The sequence below is a fragment of the Kribbella sp. NPDC049174 genome (assembly GCF_043197365.1).
In the GTDB taxonomy this organism is placed as follows: domain Bacteria; phylum Actinomycetota; class Actinomycetes; order Propionibacteriales; family Kribbellaceae; genus Kribbella.
This window is the reverse complement of sequence record NZ_JBICSZ010000002.1, coordinates 62,333-79,715: the sequence shown is the minus strand read 5'-3', so window position 1 is coordinate 79,715 and position 17,383 is coordinate 62,333. Positions and strand designations below refer to the sequence as shown.

Here is a 17,383-nt window from a genome sequence, read left to right as displayed (position 1 = left end):
CGCGCCGCCCGCGCGGCGCGGTCGTCGTAGTCAAACTGCCTGCGCGGCCCTTGCCGCACGACTGTGAGACGCCACCGGGAGGTACTCGGTTCCCACGTCCTGACAAAGTTTTTGCAATGTCAGCTACTGCCCATTCCGAACTGGTACTGCGGCGGAACCGGACGGTTGGTGCCGAGGGCCTCTTCGGTCTCCACCCAGAGATCGGCGAGCGGGTTGGCTCCCTCGCGGACAGTAGGCAGTTGGATGCCGTCGGCCAGCAGGTCGCGAGCGGTTTGCGGGTCGCCGCTCTGCAGTGCGTGCCGGATCCGGAGCAGCCGGATGCGGGGATCGTCGGGAGCCTGGTCAAGAAGACGCCCGGCACGATTCACATCGACGGCAAGGGCGACACCGACGGCCTCGACCAGCAACTCGACCAGCTCGGGCAACAGCCCGACCGCTCGCTCGTAGTACGACAGCTCGCCGGTGACGAAGCCGAGATTCCGCAAGGCCCACGGGTTGTCGCCGACTCGGAGCCAGGCGTCGATCGCTCCTTCGACGTCACCGGCGTAGTGCCGCGCGACACCCCGGTGGTACCAGACGAGCCAGTTGTCCTCGGCCTTCTCCAGCAGCTCCTTCCAGCTCACCAGCGTTCCATCCGGTACGGCGTCCGACGCCGGCAACCGGCCGTCGAGCAACGGCAACCACGCGCGCTCCCGCGACGTCATGGTGTCCTCGGCGAACGGCGTACCGGTTGAGACCGTCCAGCCGGTCCGGGCCAGCTCCAGCGCACCCCAACCCGAGCCGACCGCGAGTCGCTCGGCCGGCGCTGCATCGGCCACGGTCAGCCAGTCCCGCTCACGATCCCCCAGCTGGTCGAGCAACGGACGCAGTACCTCGGACGTGCCGATCCGAGCGGCCTCCCAATCCGAGTGCGCAACACCGGGATCGACAGCCAGCCGGCCGTAGGCCTCCAGCCAGTGCCAGCTCGTTGCTGCAGGCAACTTCAGGTGCTCCATCTGGGTCCGCGCCAGCCCGGCCTGGATCTCGGCGTACCCATGACCCTGCAGACCCGGCGACAACCACTCCTGCCACCGCTGCCCGCCGGCACCCTCACCCCAGACGAACAGCTTCCGGCCCTGCAGCCGCTCGGTCGACGCCTGCACCAGGCCGTGACCGTCGGCGTCGACCGAGGCGATCCACGGCCGTTCACCGGCGAGTGGTTCGAAGAAGAAGTCGACCGCCCGGCCGTGCCGCATCGGATACGTGAGGTCGGTGCCGTCATAGAGCGGTACGTCGATCAGGTCGAGCCGCTTGCCATACCCGAATCGCCAGGCCTGCTCGGCCGGAACCAGCACGCGCGTTTCCGCGGACTGTTCGACCGCGATGTTCGACCACCAGTACGCCGGGACCTCGGCATCGGACGGGTTCTGCAGCCGGATCCCGACGTACAGGAACTCGGAGTCGGCCGGGAGCCAGAAGTCGAGTTGGGTGACGAGATTCCTGGTCCGCTCCAGCTCCCAGAGGCGCAGTACCGGCGTACCGTCCGGGCCCTCGACGCGGGCGGCGTGGAGCGGCTCGCAGGTGCCGGTCCAGTGGCCGGTGCTGCCGACGTTCCACTCGACGCCGCCGGCCCACCAGGCGTTGCGCAGGGCAAGGTTCGCGGGCTGGAAAACGGGGTTGCGGTAGAGCAGTTCCTCGCCGCTCTCCTTGTCGACGAGTGAGTAGAGACGGCCGCCGACACCCGGTAGCACGGTCGCGCGGACGTGGTCGTTCTCCAGCACCAGGGCGGGGAACGTGCGGTCGACCAAGTCACGGTCGTACCCGTCCTGGTTCAAACACGGCAGCGGGCTGTGCAGCCGGCCGTACTGGATGTTCTCACGCAGCTCGGCGGGGAGTTCGGCGAGGTTCTGGACCTGGTGCAGCTCCTGCTGGCTGCGCAGCGGGGCGAGTGGGTTCTCGGTCCCGAGCGAGGCGGCGGGTAGGACGAGGTCTTGCGCGGAAAGGATCGTCACGTGTCCCATCCTTACAACTTTGCGCAAGTGCGTCCATCGCTGTCGGTTGTCCGCTATACATGGACACCATGGACGCGGATGTGATCGTCGTCGGGGCGGGACTGGCCGGGCTGGCCGCGACCGCGGAGCTGGCCGACGCGGGCCGGAAAGTACTGCTGCTGGACCAGGAACCGGAGGCCTCGCTCGGTGGGCAGGCGTTCTGGTCGTTCGGTGGACTGATGTTCGTCGACTCCCCCGAGCAACGCCGGATGGGGATCAAGGACTCGCGCGATCTGGCGCTGCAGGACTGGCTCGGCTCGGCCGGGTTCGACCGGCTCGACGACGAGGACAGGTGGGCCCGGCAGTGGGCCGAGGCGTACGTCGATTTCGCGGCCGGCGAGAAGCGTCCGTGGCTGCATGCCCAGGGCGTGCGGTTCTTCCCGGTGGTCGGCTGGGCCGAGCGCGGTGGCTACCTTGCCGACGGTCACGGGAACTCGGTGCCGCGCTTCCACATCACCTGGGGCACCGGGCCCGGGCTGGTCGCGCCGTTCGAGCGCCGGGTCCGGGAGGCGGTCGCGAAGGGTCTGGTCGAGTTCCGGTTCCGGCATCGGGTGGACGAGCTGACCGTCACCGGCGGGGTCGTCGACGGTGTCGCCGGCAAGGTGCTGGAGCCGAGTGGTGTCGAGCGCGGGGTGGCCAGTTCCCGGACCGAGGTCGGCGACTTCAGCCTGACCGCGCAGGCGGTGATCGTGACGTCGGGCGGGATCGGCGGCAACCATGACCTGGTCCGGTCCCAGTGGCCGAAGCGGATGGGCGAACCGCCGCGGCGGATGATCTCCGGCGTCCCGGCGCATGTGGACGGCCGGATGCTGGCGATCACCGAGAAGGCCGGCGGCCGGTACGTGAACCGGGACCGGATGTGGCACTACACCGAAGGCATCCAGAACTGGGACCCGATCTGGCCGATGCACGGGATCCGGATCCTGCCCGGCCCGTCGTCGCTCTGGTTCGATGCCACCGGCAAGCGACTGCCGGTGCCGCTGTTCCCCGGGTTCGACACCCTGGGCACGCTCGAGCACATCATGACGACCGGGTACGACTACACCTGGTTCGTGCTCACCCAGAAGATCATCGAGAAGGAGTTCGCCCTCTCCGGCCAGGAACAGAACCCGGACCTGACCGGTAAGGACATCAAGGGCGTCCTCGGCCGGGCCCGCGGCGGTGCGACCGCCCCGGTCCGCGCGTTCATGGAGAAGGGCGCGGACTTCATCGTCCGGAGCAACCTGCCCGACCTGGTCCGCGGCATGAACGACCTGACCGGTGAGAACCTGATCAACCTGGACGACCTGGAGCGCCAGATCGTCGCCCGCGACCGCGAGCTCGCCAACACCTTCACCAAGGACCTGCAGATCACCGCGCTGCGCGGTGCCCGGAACTACCGCGGCGACAAGCTCATCCGGGTCGCGTCACCGCATCGGATCCTCGACCCCAAGGCCGGCCCGCTGATCGCCGTCCGGCTGAACATCCTGACCCGCAAGTCGCTCGGCGGCCTGCAGACGGATCTGGACTCGCGGGTGCTGCGGACCGACGGTACGCCGTTGCCCGGTGTCTACGCGGCGGGTGAAGTGGCCGGCTTCGGCGGTGGTGGCATCCATGGATACCGCTCCCTGGAGGGCACCTTCGTCGGCGGTTGCCTCTTCACCGGCCGTACGGCGGGACGCGCGGCGGCCAAAGCAGTGTCGTAAGAGAACAGTGTCGTAAGAGAACACTGACGCACCGGCGCATGTGTGCCGCGATCCTCTGTCTGGAGGGCGCGACCGGCTTCTAGCGTGACGCCATGCGCCGCCTCGCTTTGTTCTCAGCCGTCCTGCTGCTGACCGGTGTGACCGTGCCGGCCAACGCCCATCGACAGGTCCGGGTTCCTGGTGCCGAGTATCAACAGGTCGCGCACCTCGACGACCTGACCACCGCTGGAACGGTCGCGTCCGGTCACACCAATCCGGCCGACTACGCCGGCCTCACGCATTCCGGGTTGCCGCAGCAGTCCGGTGTGCCCGGGGTCCAGATCGACGGGTACTTCCCGGACACCTCGCACACGAACACCAACCACGGCTGGAACCACGACTCCCAGTTCGTCATCCGGCTGCCGAAGAAGTGGAACGGCGGCCTGGTCGTCTCCGGATCGCCTGGTGTGCGAGCGCAGTACGCGAATGACAGAGCGATCTCGGACTACGTGCTGTCCCTCGGGTACGCCTATGCCGCGACCGACAAGGGGAACACCGGCGCCGCCTTCTACACCGACGGCGTGAAGCCGGGTGACGCGATCGTGGAGTGGAACCTGCGTACCACCCAGCTGGCACGTGCCGCCCGGGCGACAGTCGCCCAGCACTATCGCCGACCGGCGCGCGAGGTGGTTGCCGCCGGGATCTCGAACGGCGGCTACCTGGTCCGCTGGCAGCTCGAGAATCACCCCGAGCTCTACACCCGCGGCGTCGACCTCGAAGGTACGTTGTGGACCGCGAACGGGCCGAACCTGTTCACGTTCCTGCCGCCCGCGATCAAGGGCTATGAGCAACAATCACCCGCGCTGATCGCCGCGGCCGGCTTCGATCCGCGGTCGGACTTCCTCTGGAACTACCACTACACGGTCTACTGGAAGCTGACGCAGCGCATCTACGCCGCCGAACTCGACCCGACGTACACGGGCACCGAAGCGGACTACAACTACGCCGAACGACCGCAAGCACACAAGGCCGTGCAGCGGATCGCGTTGACCGGGAAGATCCTCAGGCCGTTGGTGACCATCCACGGGACGTACGACAGCCTGCTGCCGATCACGCAGGACTCGGACGTCTATGCCGCGATGGCTCGCCGCACCGGCCTGCACACCTACCAGCGGGTCGAGGCAGGCAACCACGTCGACGGACTCGTCGACGCCTACCCCGACCGGCTGGTCCCCCTGGTACCCCTCTTCCAGCAGGCGATCAGAACACCATCGTGAGCAGATCGGCGAACAGCTCCTGTTCGTCGATCTCCAGCCCGCGGTTGGTGAACCAGGTCGCCATGTTGTGACAGTCGCGGAGCAGGAAGTCCATCCCCTTCGGGTTGCCGACGATGTCGACCACCTGCGGGAGATCGATCATCACGATCCGGTCCCCCTGCGCCAGCACGTTGTACGGCGACAGGTCACCGTGGGCCAACCCCGCCCTGGCCAACTCACGCATCCCGTGCCGCACCTGCTCGAAGTACTGACCGAGCAAGTCCTTCGACGGCCGGACCTGGGCGAGCCGTGGCGCGGCTCCACCCTCACCGTCGTCGATGAACTCCATCAGCAACTCCGTGCCGTCCACCTGCACCGGGTACGGCACGGGCACGCCGGCCTTCCACAGCTGGCAGAGCGCACCCCACTCGGCACCGGCCCACTGTCCCGCGGCGACGTTGCGACCGTGTGAGGTCTTCTTCGCCATCGCGCGGGTGTCCCGGCTGTTGCGGGTCCGGCGCCCTTCGACGTACGACGTACTGCGGTGGAACGACCGGTGTTCCTCGGTGCGGTACCGCTTGGCGGCCAGCAGCGAGGAGCGGGCCGGGTTGGCGCCGATGGCTTCGACGGCCCGCTCGACCAGGAAGACGTCGGCTTCCTTGCCGGTTTTGAGGACGCCGAGCTCGGTGTCGATCGCGGCCTGTTCCGTCACCACCCAGTCCGGGCGGGGATCAGGTCCGCGAGAACCGCGCTCGACGTCCAGCCAGGTGGACCACCGCTGATCCGGCCCGAGCTGCTCGTCCACTTCATGGAAGCGGAAGACGAAGGCGTCGGCCGGATTGGGTTGGGACTCGTCGCCGGTGAGTTCGGCCCAGCGGGAGTCGAGATCGGAGAAGTTGTCAGAACGGTGTTGCTCAGTACTGTGTCTGTCTAAGTTGGCGTGCTCGGTACGAAAGACGTCGGAAGACATCCGGTGTGCTCCTGAACCTTGAGGTGAGACTGACGCGGACATGCCGCAGCACAGTGATGGCCATCCGTCAGCCCTCCTTAGGTCAGGCAGCGTTTCGTCGCCGCACAGGTCATGTCAGGATGCACGCCCGTTCCCGGCCGCGCAAGCTATTTAAACTGCGACCGCGCGGTCGGCCGCAGCCGCAGCTCCTGCGCCGGCTTCATGGAGCGGCAGACGAGCTCCGGCAGCACCTTCTGCTGCCAGGCCGGCGACGCCGCGAGCCGCCGCCGATGATTGTCGTACGCCGCCTCGTCGTCGAACCGGGCGAACCAGACGAGGACGACCTCGGCGCGCAGCGGCAGGGCCGGGAAGTTGTTCTCGGCAACCAATGTCTCGAACACCGCCACCGGCTCCGCACCGGTCGCGACCAGCGCCGGTACGACGTGATCGGTGAAGAACTCGACGAACCCGTCGCCCGGCGCGCCGCGGTGGTAGACCGCACCGGCGATCAACGAGCCGGGGACGTCCGTCGTACCGATCGGAGCGCGTGGAGAGTCGAGCCGCGGGTAGCCGTCGCGGAGCTCGATCGGCTTGAGCAGCAGGGCGTTGTCGGAGTCGATCATCGTCTTGTTCGCGGTGGCGGAGTGCTCACGCCAGACCGGGCCGCCGTAGAACGCGGTCAAGGCGTCGGCGCGCGAGGGCAGGTCGGCGAAGCCGCGGATCCAGACGAACCGGTCCGGGTCGTCGAGGTCGCGGAACTGGCCGACGAGGTGCATCCCGGTCGCTTCCTGACTCTCGACGAGGTACTCGTCGAACACGTCGATCAGGGTGTCGCGCTGTCCTGGGTGCAGCGTGTACTGGCGCAGATCGACCACGGCGCAGCACTCGTCCATCGGTTCCTCCTCGGGCATGACACGGACACACGGCCACCCTCAGTCAAGCAGCCAAACCTGACAGTGCCTGTCAGCGAATCAGGGTTTGCGTGATGGGCACTGGAGGTTCAGCACGGGGAGTTCAGCCGTCGGGTGCAACGCCCGGCCTTGAGAGATTGGAAGGACCATGGGTCTCATCCTGTGGATCATCGCTGCGATCCTCGTTATTGCCGGGATCGTCTCGCTCGTCCGCGGTCAGCTGCTGTGGGGCGCCGCTCTGATCGTGATCGGCCTGCTGGTCGGTCCTGGTGGCGTCAGCATCTTCACCTGACCTGTCGTTCAACCCGCACGTCGTCGCCCCGCGCCGCTCCGGCGCGGGGCGACGCCCGTGTGATCAGAGCAGCCGCCGCAACGCCTGGTCGAGCCGTTCGACAGCCCGCACGATCTCGTCGGGTGACGCGGCCGCCACATAGCTGAGCCGAAGATGCCGGTTCGGTCCGCCTGGTAGGTAGAAGGCACTGCCGGGACTGACCGAGACCGCGTGACGCAAGCCCTCGGCCACAGCGTCGTCGTCGCGTACGGCGTCCGGCAGCGAAGCCCAGACGTGGTAGCCGCCAGGCCGCGCCGCACGAACCGTCAGGTGCGGACATCGCTCCGCCAGACTCCGCATCGTCGTCTCGCGTCGATCCCGCAGCGCGGTGGCCAGCCGGCGCAGATGCGTCGCGTAGGAAGGCGACGTCATCAATTCGAGCGCGGTCTCCTGCATCGGCCTGGGCACGAAGAAGCTGTTGATGACGTGAGTGTCGCGGAGCCGCTCGAACGCAGCACCACGCGCGGTCAGCGCCGCGATCCTGAGACTCGGCGACGTGGGCTTCGTCAGCGACCGGATGTGTACGACGTGGCCATCCGGATCGTCGGCCGCCAACGGCTGCGGCAGATCGGACGCATCGTCATGCACCAGCCGACGGGTGAAGTCGTCCTCGATCACGAAGGCATCGGCACGCCGTACAGCGTCCATCAACTGCGCTCGTCGACCGGGCGCGAGGACGGCGCCGGTCGGGTTCTGGAACAGCGGTTGACACACCAGGACGCGCGCACCGGAACTCGCGAACGCCTCCTCGAGCAACTCCACCCGTACGCCGTCCGCGTCGACCGGAACGGGAACACAGCGCAGCCCGGCAGCAGCTGCGGCGGCAAGCGTTCCCGGGTACGTCGGTGATTCGACCAGCACAGCTTGACCGGGGTCGACCAATGCCCTGAGCGCCGAGACCAGCGCGGTCTGCCCACCCGAGGTGATCAGCACATCGTTCGCCCCGAGCGGCCCGTCACGACCGCCGATGTCGGCGGCGAACCAGGCCCGCAGTTCGGGAAGCCCCTCGGCCGGCGCACGCGTCCAGGTCCCCGGCCGTCGTCCCGCCCGTCCCATCGCGTCGGCCAACGCCTTGCTCGGCTGCAGCGACTCGTGCAGGTAGCCGGTCGAGAGGTCGATGACCTCGTCCACCGGCGTCGCGAGCATCCGCATCATCGCGGTGGTCTTCGGCCGCTCACCGATCAGAGTGCGCTGCTGCCAGGAAAGGTCAGCCGCAGCGAGAGACCGACGCGGCACTCGATCGCTGACGAACACACCCGCGCCCGGCCGTGAGACGACGACACCTTCGGCCGTCAGCACGGTCACGGCACGCGAGAGGGTGACCGGGCTGATCCCCCACCTCTTCACCAGCAGCCGGCTCGCGGGCAACCGGCCGCCGGGACCGCGGGTGGTGGCCTCAGCCCGCAGTCGCCCGACGACAACAGCCAAACTGCTATCGTCATTCATGACAGGACAGAATAGCGCTATCGCTGCTGACCGAGAAGCGATACCGACTGCCCGAGCGGGCACGGTGGCGGCGCTGCTGGGGGTGGCGTCCTTCTCGCTGAGCGCCCCGGCCACCGTCTGGGCCACCCGAGGCATGGGTCCGTGGACGGCGACCGGCGTCCGCGGCCTGCTGGCCGGGTTGCTCGCGATCGCACTCCTGGCCGGCCTGCGGGTCCCCCGACCTCGTCGCGAGGATCTCTCCGGTCTGCTGATCGTCGCCGGCGGCTGCGTGGTCGGCTTCCCGCTGTTGCAAGCTTTGGCCTTGCAGACCTCGACGACCGCGCACACCGCGGTCGTGACCGGCCTCTTGCCGATAGCAACGGCCACCGTGGCAGCACTGCTGACCCGGCGCACGCTGTCCTGGAAGTTCTGGGGCGCCGCCGTCATCGGCGCCGCGGCCGTGGTCGTGTTCACCCTCACCCGGCACCACGGCGCCGTCTCGATCGCCGACCTCTATCTGGTCGCGGCGCTGATCGTCTGCGCGCTCGGGTACGCCGAAGGCGGCCGGCTCGCCGGACATCTGCCCGGTTGGCACGTGATCGCCTGGGCGGTGGTGCTCGCCCTTCCCGTCAGCCTCGCGATCACGCTGGTCGCCGTACCTCATGAGGCTGTCGATCTGACCCCGCTGAGCCTCGTCGGCCTCGCCTATATCGCGGGGATCTCGCAGCTCGGCGGCTTCGTCGTCTGGTACCGCGGCATGGGCATCATCGGGGTGGCCAGAGCCAGCCAACTCCAACTGGCACAGCCGTTGCTCACGCTCGTCTGGTCCGTTCTGCTGATGGGCGAACACCTTCCGATCGCCGCTCCGATCACGGCCGTCGTCGTACTGCTCTGCATCGTGGTGACACAACGGGCGCGGTAGTTTCGGTCCATGGCTGCGACCGGCGAGGTAGTCCCGATCGACGTGGCGCGCCGAATCGCGCTGACTGCCCAAGGATTCGCGGATCCGAGGCCGTCGGGTCGGGTCAACGCCCGCCACCTCCGGAAGGTGATCGAGCGGATCGGCGTGCTGCAGGTCGACTCGGTCAACGTGGTGTGCCGTTCGCACTATCTGCCGTTGTTCGCCCGGCTCGGGCCGTACGCACGTACGACGCTGGACCGGATGTGCTGGGGTGGTGCGAACCGGGACCTGTTCGAGTTCTTCTGGGGACACAAGGCGAGCCTGATCCCAGTGAGCAGTTACCCCTTGTTCCGCTGGCGAATGCGGGCGGCCGCCGAGCAGGACTGGGGCTCGCCGGAGCTGGACCCCGACCTCACAGCGCCGTGGTCGGTCGTCACCGGTATGCGCCGTCTGACCACCGAACGACCCGGGTACGTCGACGACGTCATCGCCCTGGTCACCAAGCGCGGACCGGTCACGGCCGGCGAGGCGAGTCCGGACGGCGTACGGCGCAGGCGGACCGATCCGGACCCGGATCCGACCACAGGCAAAATGTGGAACTGGCAGGACGCCAAGATCGCGATCGAGTACCTGTACTGCTCTGGCCAGGTGACGATCGCGGGCCGGCGGAACTTCGAGCGCCTCTACGACCTCACCGACCGGGTGCTCCCACCCAAGCTCTTGTCGCAGCCCGAGCCGAGCGCCGACGAGGCCAGGCGGGAGCTGGTCAGGATCTCGGCCCGCGCCCTCGGAGTCGCCACCGCACGCGAGCTCTGCGGCGCCGGAACCGGTCACTTTCCGTTGCCCACGGCAACCGCCAGGCGGGTGATCGGTGAGCTGGTGGAGGCCGGCGAGCTGGTCCCGGTTCGCGTCGACGGCGTACCGCAGCAGAGCTACCTGTGGTCGGAGGCGGAGGAACGGCCGATCCAGGCCCGGGCCCTGCTGTCACCGTTCGACACACTGATCTGGAACCGGGACCGAACCCATCGCCTGTTCGACTTCTTCTACCGGATCAGCATCTACACGCCGGCAGCACAGCGTGTGCACGGCTACTACGTGTTGCCGTTCCTGCTGGGCGACCGGCTCGTCGCCCGGGTCGATCTCAAGGCCGATCGGAAGAACTCCGCGCTGGTCGTCCCGACCGTCACCGCCGAACCCGGCGTACCCGAGTCCGGCATCGTCGAACCGCTGGCGGCCGAGCTCGGGCTGATGGCCCGCTGGCTGCAGCTCGACCGCGTCCAGGTGACCGCGGACAGCGATCTCGGTAAAGCCCTGTCCGGTGCATAGGGCTGGTTGTCTGGGGCACCGGGCGGGCAGTGCAGTCAACGTGATCGGGAGACGACATGAAGATCGGATACTTCCTGTCCAGTGAGGAATACTCGCCGGCCCAGCTGATCGAGCAGGCGCGGTTGGCCGAGGAGGCGGGATTCGACAGTCTCTGGATCAGCGACCACTTCCACCCCTGGAACGACGAGCAGGGTGAGAGCCCGTTCGTCTGGTCCACCATCGGGGCGATCTCCCAGGTCTGCGAACTGCCCGTGACCACCGCGGTCACCTGCCCGACCGTGCGGATCCATCCGGCGATCATCGCCCAGGCCGCCGCGACCAGCGCGGTCCTGCTGAACGGGCGGTTCACGCTCGGTATCGGCACCGGGGAGGCGCTCAACGAGCACATCCTCGGCGGCCCGTGGCCGACGGTCGACGTACGGCTGGAGATGGTCGAGGAAGCGGTCGAGATCATGCGGCGGCTGTGGACCGAGGACGGGTTCGTCACCCACCACGGCAAGCACTACACGGTCGACACCGCCCGGATCTACACGCGGCCGGACACGCCGCTGCCGATCTACATGTCCGGGTTCGGGCCGGAGGCGACGGATGTCGCGGCGCGGATCGCGGACGGATACATCACCACGTCGCCGGATGCCGAACTGCTTCAGCGATTCCGGAAGAACGGTGGTGGCGACAAGCCGGCACAGGGCGGATTCAAGGTCAGCTACGCGCCGACCGAGGAAGAGGGTATCGAGCAGGCGCACCGGATCTGGCGCAACGCGGGTCTGCCCGGTGAGCTGGCACAGGTGTTGCCGTCGCCGCGGCACTTCGAACAGGCCAGTTCACTGGTGACCAAGGAGGCGACCGCGCAGTCGGTCACCGCCGGGTCGAAGGCGGACGCCCATGTGGACGCGTTCAGGCCGTACATCGACGCCGGCTTCGACGAGATCTACGTGGCGAACATGGGTCCACACTCGGTCGACATGCTGAACCTCTACCGCGCCGAGGTGATCCCCGAGCTGCGCCGGCTCTGAGACTCGGCCTCCGCGTTCACTTCAGGAGGGCGAGTGCGGCGCGGAGGTCGTCTACAAAGAGGGTGAAGTCGCGGCGGTACTCCCGGGAGCGGACCACAGCCGACGGGTGGACCGTCGCGATCGCGGCCCGGCCGTCCGGCAGTTCCTGGGGCAGACCGCGTTGTTCCGTGACCTTGAACCCGGTTCCGAACACCGCCCGGGCGGCAACAGCACCGAGGACCACCACCAGGGCAGGTTTCACGACCTCCAGTTCGCGATCCAGCCAGGGATGACACGCAGCGATGTGACCGGCCGCCGGCGTCTTGTGGATCCGGCGCTTGCCCTGCCGTTCGAACCGGAAGTGTTTGACCGCGTTGGTCAGGAACACGTCCGAGCGCTCGATCCCCGCCTCCGCCAACGCCTTGTCCAGCAGGCGTCCGGCCGGACCGACGAAGACATGCCCTTCCTTGTCCTCCACGTCCCCTGGTTGTTCACCGATCAGCATCATCCGCGCCCGCGCCGGACCTTCCCCCGGTACGACGCGGTCGGCGTCCTCGTAGAGGTCGCAACCGCGGCACTCGGGCAGCGCCGCGAGGAGCTTCTTCAGACCGCCGTCGTGCGGCACCCATTGCGACGCGCCGGTGAAATTGCTCACGGTCCGCCGGTGCCCAGTTCAAACACCTGTAACACCCCGGGGGTTGCAACCGGCCGCCGAGTTTGATCTGGTGGAGGTAAGTGGTTCAGCCTTGACGCCACGCCACAGGACGACACACGACGAGGTTTCTCACCGTGACGATCGCACCTGTCAGTACTGCCGATTCCAAGCAGCGCATCGCCGACACCACCCACGACCTGCTGATCCAGGCCGACGGCACCCCCGACCCGCGCCACCAGGAACTCCTCGACGAGGTCGTCATCCTGAACGCGCCGGTGGCCCGATCGATCGCCTCGCGCTACCGCAGCAAGGGGGTGGACCCCGACGACCTCGAGCAGGTCGCCTACCTCGGTCTGGTCAAGGCCGTCAACGGCTACCGCCTCGACACCTCCACGGCCTTCCTGTCGTACGCCGTACCGACGATCAGAGGCGAGCTGAAGCGCTACTTCCGCGACTGCGCCTGGACCGTCCGTCCGCCGCGCCGGGTCCAGGAGATGCAGGGCTCCATCGCCGCCGCCGAGCCCGAGCTTACTCAGCGCCTCGGTCACGTCCCCACCGACCAGGAGACGGCCGCGGCGCTCGGCACCGACACCGAAGAGGTAGTCGAGGCCGCATCGGTGCGCGGCTGCTTCACGACGCTGTCGTTGGACGCGCCCGGTTCGGTCGAGGGCGGCTCCAGCCTGCTCGAGACGGTCGCCGACGCCGAGGACGGCTACGAGCTGGTCGAGAACGTCCACACCCTGACGCCGGCCGTTGCCGCACTGGGTGACCGGGACAAGCGCATCCTCGAGCTGCGCTTCCGCAACGGCCTGACGCAGGAGGAGATCGGCAACGAGCTCGGCGTCAGCCAGATGCAGGTCTCCCGCCTGCTCCGCGGCATCCTCGACCGCCTCCGCACCCAGCTCGCGGGACAGGGCTCACCCAAGTAGCTTCAGGAGGTCCATCGCCACTCACGGACCTCCGGCAGATCCTCGCCGTACTCGATGACATGGGCGCGATGCCGGGCCCGTTGATCGGCGAGGTACTGCCGGGTCGTCACCGCTCGCGTGCCCAGTGACGGCACCCGGTCGATCACGTCCATCGCCAGGTGGTAGCGATCCAGTTTGTTCAACACCACCATGTCGAAGGGCGTGGTCGTCGTACCCTCCTCGATGAAACCGCGGACGTGCAGGTTGTCGTGGCCGTTCCGCCGGTACGTCAGGCGGTGGATCAGCCACGGATACCCGTGATACGCGAAGATCACCGGCTTGTCCGTCGTGAACAACGCGTCGAACTCCGCGTCCGTCAACCCGTGCGGATGCTCGGTGGAGCCCTGCAGCCGCATCAGGTCGACCACATTGACCACCCGGATCTTCAACCCGGGCAGGCGTTCGCGGAGCAGGTCGACCGCGGCCAGCGTCTCCAGCGTCGGTACGTCGCCCGCACACGCCATCACCACATCCGGATCACCGTCGTCGTTGCTGGCGAAGTCCCAGACGCCGATGCCGCGGGCACAGTGCAAGGCGGCCGATTCCCAGTCCAGCCAGCTCGGTTGCGGTTGCTTGCCGGCGACAACGACGTTGATGTAGTTCCGGGTCCGCAGGCAGTGGTCCATCGTCGACAACAGGGTGTTCGCGTCCGGCGGCAGGTAGACCCGGACCACCTCTGCCTTCTTGTTCATCACATGGTCGATGAAACCGGGGTCCTGATGGGAGAACCCGTTGTGATCCTGCCGCCAGACATGCGAGGTGAGCAGATAGTTCAGCGACGGGATCGGCTGCCGCCACTCGAGCCGGTTGATCGTCTTCAGCCACTTCGCGTGCTGGTTCACCATCGAGTCGACGATGTGCACGAACGCCTCGTACGACGAGAACAGCCCGTGCCTGCCGGTGAGTAGGTACCCCTCCAACCACCCCTGGCAGGTGTGTTCACTCAGGATCTCCAGCACCCGGCCGTCCGGCGCGAGATGCTCGTCGGTGGCCCGCCGTTCCGCCTGCCAGGCCTTGCCGGTCACCTCGTACACCGCGTTCAACCGGTTCGACTCGGTCTCGTCGGGACCGAACAACCGGAGATTGTTGTGGTCGGCATTCAGCCTGAAGGCGTCCCGCAGGTACGCCGCGAACACCTTCGTCGGCTCGCCGTCCTCCGCACCGGGTCGCTTCACCGGTACGGCGTACTCCTCGGCCGGCGGGAGCTCCAAGTCACGCGACCCGCCGTTGGCGTGCGGACTCGACCCCATCCGCAACTCCGGCCCGGGCGCGAGGTCCAGCAGCCGCTCGACCGGCCGCCCCGCTTCGTCGAACAACTCTTCCGGCCGGTAGCTGCGCAGCCAGGACTCCAACTGCCGCAGGTGGTCCTCGTTCTTCCGTACGCCGGACAACGGCACCTGATGCGATCGCCAGGTGTCCTCCACCGGCTGGTCATCGACCGTGTGGGGCCCTGTCCAGCCCTTCGGCGTCTTCAGCACGATCATCGGCCAGGCAGCGCGCGGCGGCCGCTCGGAAGCCGATCGCGCTTCAAGCTGGATTTCGTCGATCCGGTCCATGCAGAGGTCCAGTGTCGCGGCGAGCGCCTGGTGCACGGTCGCCGGGTCCGAACCCTCGACCAGATACGGCTCGTGTCCGTACCCCTGCAGCAACGCGGTCAGCTCCTCGTCGCCGATCCGGGCCAGCAGCGCCGGGTTGGCGATCTTGTAGCCGTTGAGATGCAGGATCGGCAGCACCGCGCCGTCGCGGACCGGATCGAGGAACTTGTTCGAGTGCCAGGACGCCGCGAGCGGCCCGGTCTCCGCCTCACCGTCGCCGATGACACACGCGACGACGAGATCCGGGTTGTCGGCCGCGGCGCCGTACGCGTGACTCAGCGAATAGCCCAGCTCGCCGCCCTCGTTGATCGATCCGGGCACGTCCGCCGCCACGTGACTGGGGACGCCGCCGGGGAACGAGAACTGCTTGAACAGCCGGCTCATCCCCAGCTCGTCCTGCGTGGTGTTCGGGTACGCCGCCGTCCAGCTCCCCTCGAGCCAGGTGTTGGCCACGATCGACGGACCGCCGTGGCCGGGCCCGATCACGTACATGAGCTGACGTTGCCGTTGCCGGATCACCCGATTCAAGTGTGCGTAGATCAGGTTGAGTCCCGGCGTCGTACCCCAGTGTCCGAGCAAGCGGGGCTTGATGTGCTCGGCTCGCAACGGCTCCTTCAGCAAGGGGTTCGCGAGCAGGTAGATCTGGCCCACGGACAAGTAGTTGGCGGCCCGCCAGTAGGCGTCGAGGCCTTGCAACTCCTCGTCGGTCAACGGGGTCGCGTCGAGCTGCTGCACGTTATCGGCCGACTGCCTTGGCGAGTTGGGCCTTGGTCATCTTCGAGCGCCCCTTGATGTTCTTCTGCTTGGCCTCGTTGTAGAGCTGGTCCTTGGTCCGGCCCTGGGAGCCGCTGTGCGAGCGGAGGCCGCCGCGACGGCCGGACGAGATGTCGTGGGTGGAGCTGCGACTCTTGGTCTTCGCCTCGCCGGAGCGGGCGCGCTCCTTGTTGACCGTGCGGGCCGCGATCTCTTCCGCGGTGTCCTCGCTGCGGCCACGCTTCTTCAGCCCGGCCTTGATGTGCTCGTACTGCCGCTCACGCTTCGGGCTCGATCCTGCAGGCATTGTCTGCTCCTTTCACACCCCGCGCCCGGTACCCAATTCACCCGTCCGTAAGCAACCTCGCGACCGACCGTTCCAAGGCTGCCCGGGTGTCCTCGTCGTTCAGATCGTCACCGTGGCGGCTGACCGCCCGAGCGATCGTGCGTCCTTCCTCGTACTGCGTGACGACGCGTGGATCGACGTACGACGACCGGGCCACCGCCGGGGTGTTGCCGAGGTGATCGGCGACCTCGGCGAGCATGTCCTTCACCGCGCTGTTGAGCGCTTTCTTGGTGGTCGGCGGGTCCGCCTGAGCCAGGTCCACCGCGGCGTGGACGGTGGCGGTCCAGGTGCGGAGATCCTTCACGGTGAAGCCGTCGCCGACCAGCTCCTGGAAGCGCTCGTTGATCATGGTCGCGTCGATCTCGTGGTACCCGTCGTGATCCCGGTAGACCAGCAACTGCGGCTCGTCATGGCGGGCACGTTTGAGGGAGGAGACCGCGTCGACCAGGCGGTTGTCGTCCAGCTCGATCACGCGGTCGATCCCACCCTTGGCGACGAACTCGAACACCAGCTTGCCTTTGCGGACACGCACATCCTCACGCAGCAGGGTCGCCGCACCCCGGCTGCCGTGTTCCTCGGCGTACTCCGAGTTACCGGTCCGGAAGACGCCGTAGTCGAGCATCCGAAGCGCCACCGCGAGCACCCGATCGCGGCCGAGTCCCTTCCGGCACAGGTCGCGGTCCACCGCTTCGCGGAACTCGGGGAGTTTGTGGGCGAGTCGGCGGACCCGATCGTGTTTGTCGGCATCCTGGGTGGTGCGCCAGTCGTCGTGGTACAGGTACTGCCGGCGGCCGGCGTCGTCGGTGCCGGTCGCCTGCAGATGACCGTTCGGGAACGGGCAGATCCAGACGTCCTTCCAGGCCGGCGGGATGGCCAGCGACCGGATCCGCTGCAGCGTGTCCTGGTCGGTGACCCGCTTGCCGTCGGCATCGAGATAGGCGAATCCGCGCCCGTGTCCCCGCCTGGTCAGGCCGGGCCGGTCCGGATCACTGCGTCGTAACCGCATATCGACCGATACCCGCCCCGCATGCATGCACCCCGGACCGACGGGCACCCGGAACGCGAGGACAACCGGCCCGCGAAGGAGAAACCGATGGGTATCGGAGACAAGATCAAGAACGCCGCCGAGGAAGCCAAGGGCAAGATGAAGGAGAAGACCGGCGACGCGACCGACAATCGCGATCTGCAGGCCGAGGGCGAGACCGAGCAGTCCGTGGCCGCCCTGAAGCAGGCCGGCGAGAAGGCGAAGGACGCGTTCAAGAAGTAGCCAGAGCACTG

Annotated in this window: 16 protein-coding genes; 8 read left to right on the top strand and 8 right to left on the bottom strand. The window is 67.8% G+C overall.

What is annotated here, in order from left to right; all coding sequences use genetic code 11:
- Positions 1–119: 119 nt before the first annotated feature.
- Positions 120–1,991 carry a DUF5107 domain-containing protein gene (locus ACGFIF_RS10840; protein ID WP_393153874.1) on the bottom strand — a complete coding sequence of 624 codons (1,872 nt, stop codon included), beginning with the start codon at positions 1,989–1,991 and terminating at the stop codon, positions 120–122.
- 68 nt (positions 1,992–2,059) lie between these two features.
- On the opposite strand from ACGFIF_RS10840, the gene ACGFIF_RS10835 reads away from it, so the two are divergent.
- On the top strand, positions 2,060–3,715 hold the full coding sequence (locus ACGFIF_RS10835; RefSeq protein ID WP_393153872.1) for an FAD-binding dehydrogenase: 1,656 nt from the start codon (positions 2,060–2,062) through the stop codon (positions 3,713–3,715).
- 92 nt (positions 3,716–3,807) lie between these two features.
- A complete protein-coding gene (locus tag ACGFIF_RS10830) occupies positions 3,808–4,971 on the top strand; it encodes a prolyl oligopeptidase family serine peptidase (RefSeq protein WP_393153870.1) in 1,164 nt (387 codons plus the stop codon).
- Here the strand turns inward: ACGFIF_RS10830 and ACGFIF_RS10825 are convergent.
- Positions 4,955–5,920 carry a serine protein kinase RIO gene (locus ACGFIF_RS10825; protein WP_393153868.1) on the bottom strand — a complete coding sequence of 322 codons (966 nt, stop codon included), beginning with the start codon at positions 5,918–5,920 and terminating at the stop codon, positions 4,955–4,957. The two genes, ACGFIF_RS10830 and ACGFIF_RS10825, sit on opposite strands and share 17 nt — an antisense overlap.
- Before the next feature lie 146 nt (positions 5,921–6,066).
- Positions 6,067–6,810, bottom strand: coding sequence for an NIPSNAP family protein (locus ACGFIF_RS10820; RefSeq protein WP_393153866.1), 744 nt, complete (start codon positions 6,808–6,810; stop codon positions 6,067–6,069).
- Between the two features lie 148 nt (positions 6,811–6,958).
- On the opposite strand from ACGFIF_RS10820, the gene ACGFIF_RS10815 reads away from it, so the two are divergent.
- Positions 6,959–7,102 (top strand): GPGG-motif small membrane protein, encoded by a 144-nt coding sequence (locus ACGFIF_RS10815; protein ID WP_165949278.1) that lies wholly within the window; start codon positions 6,959–6,961, stop codon positions 7,100–7,102.
- A 63-nt stretch (positions 7,103–7,165) separates the two neighbouring features.
- Here ACGFIF_RS10815 and ACGFIF_RS10810 read toward each other — a convergent pair whose 3' ends face one another.
- A complete protein-coding gene (locus ACGFIF_RS10810; RefSeq protein WP_393153864.1) occupies positions 7,166–8,587 on the bottom strand; it encodes a PLP-dependent aminotransferase family protein in 1,422 nt (473 codons plus the stop codon).
- A gap of 64 nt (positions 8,588–8,651) precedes the next feature.
- Here ACGFIF_RS10810 and ACGFIF_RS10805 point away from each other — a divergent pair, with 64 nt between their 5' ends.
- Genes ACGFIF_RS10805 through ACGFIF_RS10795 form a run of 3 tightly spaced genes read left to right on the top strand, consistent with a single transcriptional unit; the run spans position 8,652 to position 11,809 of the window.
- Complete coding sequence (locus ACGFIF_RS10805) at positions 8,652–9,488, top strand: DMT family transporter (protein ID WP_393153862.1); 837 nt, start codon at positions 8,652–8,654, stop codon at positions 9,486–9,488.
- 9 nt (positions 9,489–9,497) lie between these two features.
- Positions 9,498–10,793, top strand: a complete 1,296-nt coding sequence (locus tag ACGFIF_RS10800) for a winged helix-turn-helix domain-containing protein (RefSeq protein WP_393153860.1) — start codon at positions 9,498–9,500, stop codon at positions 10,791–10,793.
- 56 nt (positions 10,794–10,849) lie between these two features.
- Positions 10,850–11,809 (top strand): TIGR03557 family F420-dependent LLM class oxidoreductase, encoded by a 960-nt coding sequence (locus ACGFIF_RS10795; protein WP_393153858.1) that lies wholly within the window; start codon positions 10,850–10,852, stop codon positions 11,807–11,809.
- A 16-nt stretch (positions 11,810–11,825) separates the two neighbouring features.
- Here ACGFIF_RS10795 and ACGFIF_RS10790 read toward each other — a convergent pair whose 3' ends face one another.
- Positions 11,826–12,443, bottom strand: coding sequence for a UdgX family uracil-DNA binding protein (locus ACGFIF_RS10790; protein WP_393153856.1), 618 nt, complete (start codon positions 12,441–12,443; stop codon positions 11,826–11,828).
- A gap of 134 nt (positions 12,444–12,577) precedes the next feature.
- Here ACGFIF_RS10790 and ACGFIF_RS10785 point away from each other — a divergent pair, with 134 nt between their 5' ends.
- Positions 12,578–13,372, top strand: a complete 795-nt coding sequence (locus ACGFIF_RS10785) for a sigma-70 family RNA polymerase sigma factor (protein WP_393153854.1) — start codon at positions 12,578–12,580, stop codon at positions 13,370–13,372.
- Between the two features lie 2 nt (positions 13,373–13,374).
- On the opposite strand, the gene ACGFIF_RS10780 is transcribed toward ACGFIF_RS10785, so the two are convergent.
- From ACGFIF_RS10780 to ACGFIF_RS10770, 3 genes are read right to left on the bottom strand one after another with little or no spacing between them, the layout of a single operon-like run.
- Positions 13,375–15,741 carry a phosphoketolase gene (locus ACGFIF_RS10780; protein ID WP_393153852.1) on the bottom strand — a complete coding sequence of 789 codons (2,367 nt, stop codon included), beginning with the start codon at positions 15,739–15,741 and terminating at the stop codon, positions 13,375–13,377.
- A gap of 1 nt (position 15,742) precedes the next feature.
- Positions 15,743–16,066 carry a plasmid stabilization protein gene (locus tag ACGFIF_RS10775; RefSeq protein ID WP_393153850.1) on the bottom strand — a complete coding sequence of 108 codons (324 nt, stop codon included), beginning with the start codon at positions 16,064–16,066 and terminating at the stop codon, positions 15,743–15,745.
- Positions 16,067–16,103: 37 nt separating this feature from the next.
- Positions 16,104–17,111, bottom strand: a complete 1,008-nt coding sequence (locus ACGFIF_RS10770) for a DNA topoisomerase IB (protein WP_393153848.1) — start codon at positions 17,109–17,111, stop codon at positions 16,104–16,106.
- Between the two features lie 21 nt (positions 17,112–17,132).
- On the opposite strand from ACGFIF_RS10770, the gene ACGFIF_RS10765 reads away from it, so the two are divergent.
- Positions 17,133–17,372, top strand: coding sequence for a CsbD family protein (locus ACGFIF_RS10765; RefSeq protein ID WP_393153846.1), 240 nt, complete (start codon positions 17,133–17,135; stop codon positions 17,370–17,372).
- Positions 17,373–17,383 lie beyond the last annotated feature (11 nt).